This is a genomic window from Streptomyces sp. NPDC127114 (assembly GCF_042677525.1).
Lineage (GTDB): Bacteria > Actinomycetota > Actinomycetes > Streptomycetales > Streptomycetaceae > Streptomyces.
In genome coordinates this window covers 1-4523 of the sequence record NZ_JBHXTJ010000091.1, presented here as the reverse complement: position 1 = coordinate 4523, position 4523 = coordinate 1, and the positions used below count along the sequence as shown (strand labels likewise).

General features: G+C 74.8%; 1 protein-coding gene. It reads left to right on the top strand.

Annotated elements, in window-relative coordinates; genetic code table 11:
* Positions 1-4523 (top strand): SDR family NAD(P)-dependent oxidoreductase (locus tag ACFVGS_RS37325; RefSeq protein WP_385696926.1); only part of this gene is annotated, 4523 nt, incomplete at both ends.

Below are 4523 nucleotides of genomic sequence, written 5' to 3'. Positions count from 1 at the left end.
GCGCTGGCCGAGGCCGCGGGTCAGCTCGCCGCGTACGTACGGGCACGGCCCGAGCTGAGCCCGGCCGACGTCGCCCACTCCCTCGCCACCGGACGTTCCGCCTTCGAGACCCGGGCCGTGGTGTCCGGCTCGGACGGGCGGGAGGGTCTGCTCGCGGGCCTGGACGCGCTGGCGTCCGGCGAGGCCGAGGGCGTCAACGGGGTGTCCTCGTCCCGTGCCGTGTTCGTGTTCCCGGGTCAGGGTTCGCAGTGGGTCGGCATGGCGACCGAACTGCTGGACTCCTCCCCCGAGTTCGCCCGTGTCATCGCCGAGTGCGAAACGGCGCTGACGCCATTCGTGGACTGGTCCCTGACCGCGGTCCTGCGCGGTGACGAGGACGCTCCGGGTCTCGACCGGGTCGACGTCGTCCAGCCCGCCTCCTGGGCCATGATGGTCGGCCTCGCCGCCCTCTGGCGCGCCAACGGCGTCCACCCCATGGCCGTCGTCGGCCACTCCCAGGGCGAGATCGCCGCCGCCGTCGTCGCCGGCGGACTCACCCTCGAAGACGGAGCCCGCGTCGTCGCCCTGCGCTCCAAGGCACTTCGCGTCCTGTCCGGCGGCGGAGGCATGGCCTGGCTCGGCATCCCCGAAACCCAGGCCGAAGAACTCCTCACCACCTACTCCGGCCAGATCTCCGTAGCGGCGGTAAACGGCCCCTCCTCCACCGTCGTCGCCGGCACACCCGACGCCCTCGACGCCCTCCTCACCCACTGCGAAGCCCACGACATCTGGGCCCGCCGCATCCCCGTCGACTACGCCTCCCACTCCGCACACGTCGACGAGATCCGCGACACCCTGGCGGAGGAACTCAAGGACGTCAGCCCGCAGTCAGGGCGCATCGCCTTCCACTCCACCGTCACCGCCGGCGCGATCGACACCCGCGAACTCGACGGGGCCTACTGGTTCCGCAACCTCCGCAGCCGCGTCCGGCTCGCCGAGGTCATCGAACAACTCGCCGCACCCGACGTCGTCTTCATCGAGGTCAGCGCCCACCCCGTCCTCGTCAACGGCATCACCGAGACCCTGGAGGCACTCGGCCACAGCGCCGCCGCCGTCGGCACCCTCCACCGCAACACCGGCGGCCTCCACCGCTTCGCGGAATCCGCCGCCCAGGCCTGGAGCCACGGCGTCACCGTCGACTGGCCCACGCTCCTCCAGCCCTACCGCGCCCGCACCGTCGAGCTGCCCTCCTACCCCTTCCAGCGCCGGCGCTACTGGCTCGAGACCGAACCCGCATCGACCGACGCCCGCGGCCTCGGCCTGGCCTCGGCCGGGCACCCGCTGCTCGGTGCGGTGGTCGAGCTCGTCGAGGAGGACCGGCTGGTGTACACGGGGCGGCTCGCCCTGGACACGCAGCCGTGGCTCGCCGACCACGCGGTGCACGGCACCGTGCTGCTGCCGGGCACCGCGTTCCTCGAACTCGCGATGGCCGTGGGCGCCCGGATGGGCTGGCGACGGCTCGCCGAACTCACCCTCCAGGCACCGCTGGTGCTTCCGCCCGGCGAAGCCGTACAGCTCCGTGTGACCGTCGAGCCGCCGGCCGCGAACGGGCAGCGGGAGCTGGCCGTGCACTCCCGGTCGCAGGACGCGGACCCGGGTGCCCCGTGGACGCGGCACGCCGCGGCGGTGCTCGACCTCGACGACGACGCCGCGGACTTCGACCTCGTCGAGTGGCCGCCCCCCGGCGCCCAGGAGATCGACGTCGAGACCCGCTACGACGCGCTCGCGGAAGCGGGCTACGACTACGGCCCCGCATTCCAGGGCCTCCGGGCCGCCTGGCGCTCCGGTCGCGACGTGTTCGCCGAGGTGAGCCTGCCCGCCGAACTCGACGCCGCCTCCTTCGGGCTCCACCCGGCGGTCCTCGACGCGGCCCTGCACGCCGTCGGTCTGCTCCGCGAGGACAGCCGTACCGTCCTGCCCTTCTCCTGGTCCGGCGTCACCCGTCACACCGAGGGCGCGGACGCGCTGCGGGTGTGGCTCGGTGCGCGGGGCGAGGACGGCGTGACCCTGCGCGTCACCGACAGCTCGGGCAAGCCCGTGCTGTCCGCGGAGTCCGTCACCATGCGGCCGTTCACCGCCGACCTGGCCGCCCACGGCGGCGCCGACGCGCTGTTCCGGCTGGACTGGCAGGCGGTGCCGGCCGGCCCGGCCGGCGTCGACGCGTGCCTGGTCACGGACCTGGCCGAGGTGCCGGACCCGGTGCCGCAGGTGGTCGCCGTCCGATGTCCGGTCGACGAGCGATGTCCCGGCGACGAGCGATGTCCGGACGCGCCGCAGGACCCGGCCCTCACGAGTGCCGGACTCGCCGACGCCGCACACCGGGCGGCGGGCTGGGCCCTCGGCCTGGTCCAGGAGTGGCTGGCCGACCCCCGCTTCACCGGCTCCCGCCTCCTGGTGCTGACCGAGGGCGCCGCAGGCCCCGAGGTCACCGACCCCGCCCAGGCCACCGTGTGGGGCCTGATCAGGACCGCCCAGTCCGAGCACCCCGACCGTTTCGCCCTGCTGGACTCGGACGAGGAGCTCCGGGCCGACACCGTGCCGGGCGCCGTGCTCACCGAGCCCCAGCTCGCCCTCCGGGCGGGCGAAGCCCTCGCCCCGCGGCTGGTCCGGCACACCAGCACCGTCGCCGGTCCCGACAGCGGCCGGCTCGACCCCGACGGCACCGTCCTCGTCACCGGCGGAACCGGCGTGCTCGGCGCGTCGGTCGCCCGTCACCTGGTCACCGAGCACGGCGCCCGCCACCTGCTGCTGGTCAGCCGTCGCGGCGCCGACGCGCCGGGCGCCGAGGAACTCTCGGCCGAGCTCACCGAGCTGGGCGCCGAGGTCACGCTGGCCGCCTGCGACACCGCCGACCGCGACGCACTCGCACGGCTGCTGTCCGGCGTCCGGCTCACCGCGGTCGTGCACACCGCGGGCCTGCTGGACGACGGCGTGATCGGGTCCCTCACCGCGGAGCGGCTCACCGCCGTGCTGCGGCCCAAGGTGGACGCCGCCGCGCACCTCGACGAGCTCACCGCGGACCAGGACCTCGCCGCCTTCGTCCTGTTCTCCTCGGTGGCGGGCGTCCTCGGCAACCCGGGCCAGGCCAACTACGCCGCCGGCAACGTCTTCCTCGACGCGCTCGCCGCCCGCCGCCGGTCCACCGGCCGCCCGGCGACCTCGCTCGCCTGGGGCCTGTGGGCCGAACGCACCGGCCTCACCGGGCACCTGGACGACGACACGCTCTCGACCCGCGGCATCGCCCCGCTCTCCACCGAGGAGGGCCTCGCACTCCTCGACCGGGCGCTCGCCGACGACCACGCGCTGCTCGTCCCGGCCCGTCTCGACCCGGCGGGAATGCGCGCCGACGCGCTCGCCGGCACCATGTCCCCCGTGCTGCGCTCGCTGGTGCGGGTCCCGCAGCGACGGGCCGGCGAGTCCGGTCTGCGGCGCAGGCTCGGCCGGATGTCCGAGGAGGAGGGCCGCCGCCTGCTGCTCGACCTCGTACGCACCCAGCTCGCCGCCGTCATCGGCCGCGACTCGGCGGACGGGATCGACCAGGACCAGCCGTTCAAGAACCTGGGCGTGGACTCGCTCCTCGCGGTGCAGCTGCGCAACCGCCTCAACGCCGCCACCGGTCTGCGGCTCCCGGCCACCCTCGTCTTCGACCACCCGACGACGGCCGCCGTCGTCGACTTCACGCTCGCGCTCGCGCGGGAACGCGCCGAGAGTGCCGCCCCGCAGCCCGCCGCCGTCGCGGTCGCGCCGCGCACGGACGAGGACGACCCGATCGTGATCGTCGGCATGGGCTGCCGCTTCCCGGGCGGGGTGGACTCGCCCGAGGCGCTGTGGCGGGTCGTCGCCGAGCAGCGCGACGTGATCTCCGGCTTCCCGGCCGACCGGGGCTGGGACCTCGACGGTCTCTACCACCCGGACCCCGACCACCCCGGCACGTCCTACGTGCGGCACGGTGGCTTCCTCCACGAGGCCGCCGCCTTCGATCCCGCCTTCTTCGGCATCTCGCCGCGCGAGGCGCTGGCGATGGACCCGCAGCAGCGACTGCTGCTCGAAGTCTCCTGGGAGGCCCTGGAGCGGGCCGGCATCGCGCCCGGTTCGCTCCACGGCAGCGACACCGGCGTCTTCACCGGCGTGATGTACCACGACTACGGAAGCGGCGGCCGGCTGCCGGAGGAGGTCGAGGGCCACTTCCTGACCGGCACGGCCGGCAGCGTCGCGTCGGGCCGCGTGGCCTACACGCTCGGGCTCCAGGGCCCGGCGCTGTCCGTGGACACCGCGTGCTCCTCCTCCCTGGTCGCCCTGCACCTGGCGGTACGCGCGCTGCGCTCCGGCGAGTGCTCACTGGCCCTCGCCGGCGGCGCCGCCGTGATGTCCACTCCCCACACCTTCATCGAGTTCTCGCGTCAGCGGGGGCTCGCCGAGGACGGCCGCTGCAAGTCGTTCTCGGCGGATGCCGACGGCACCGCCTGGGCCGAGGGTGTCGGCGT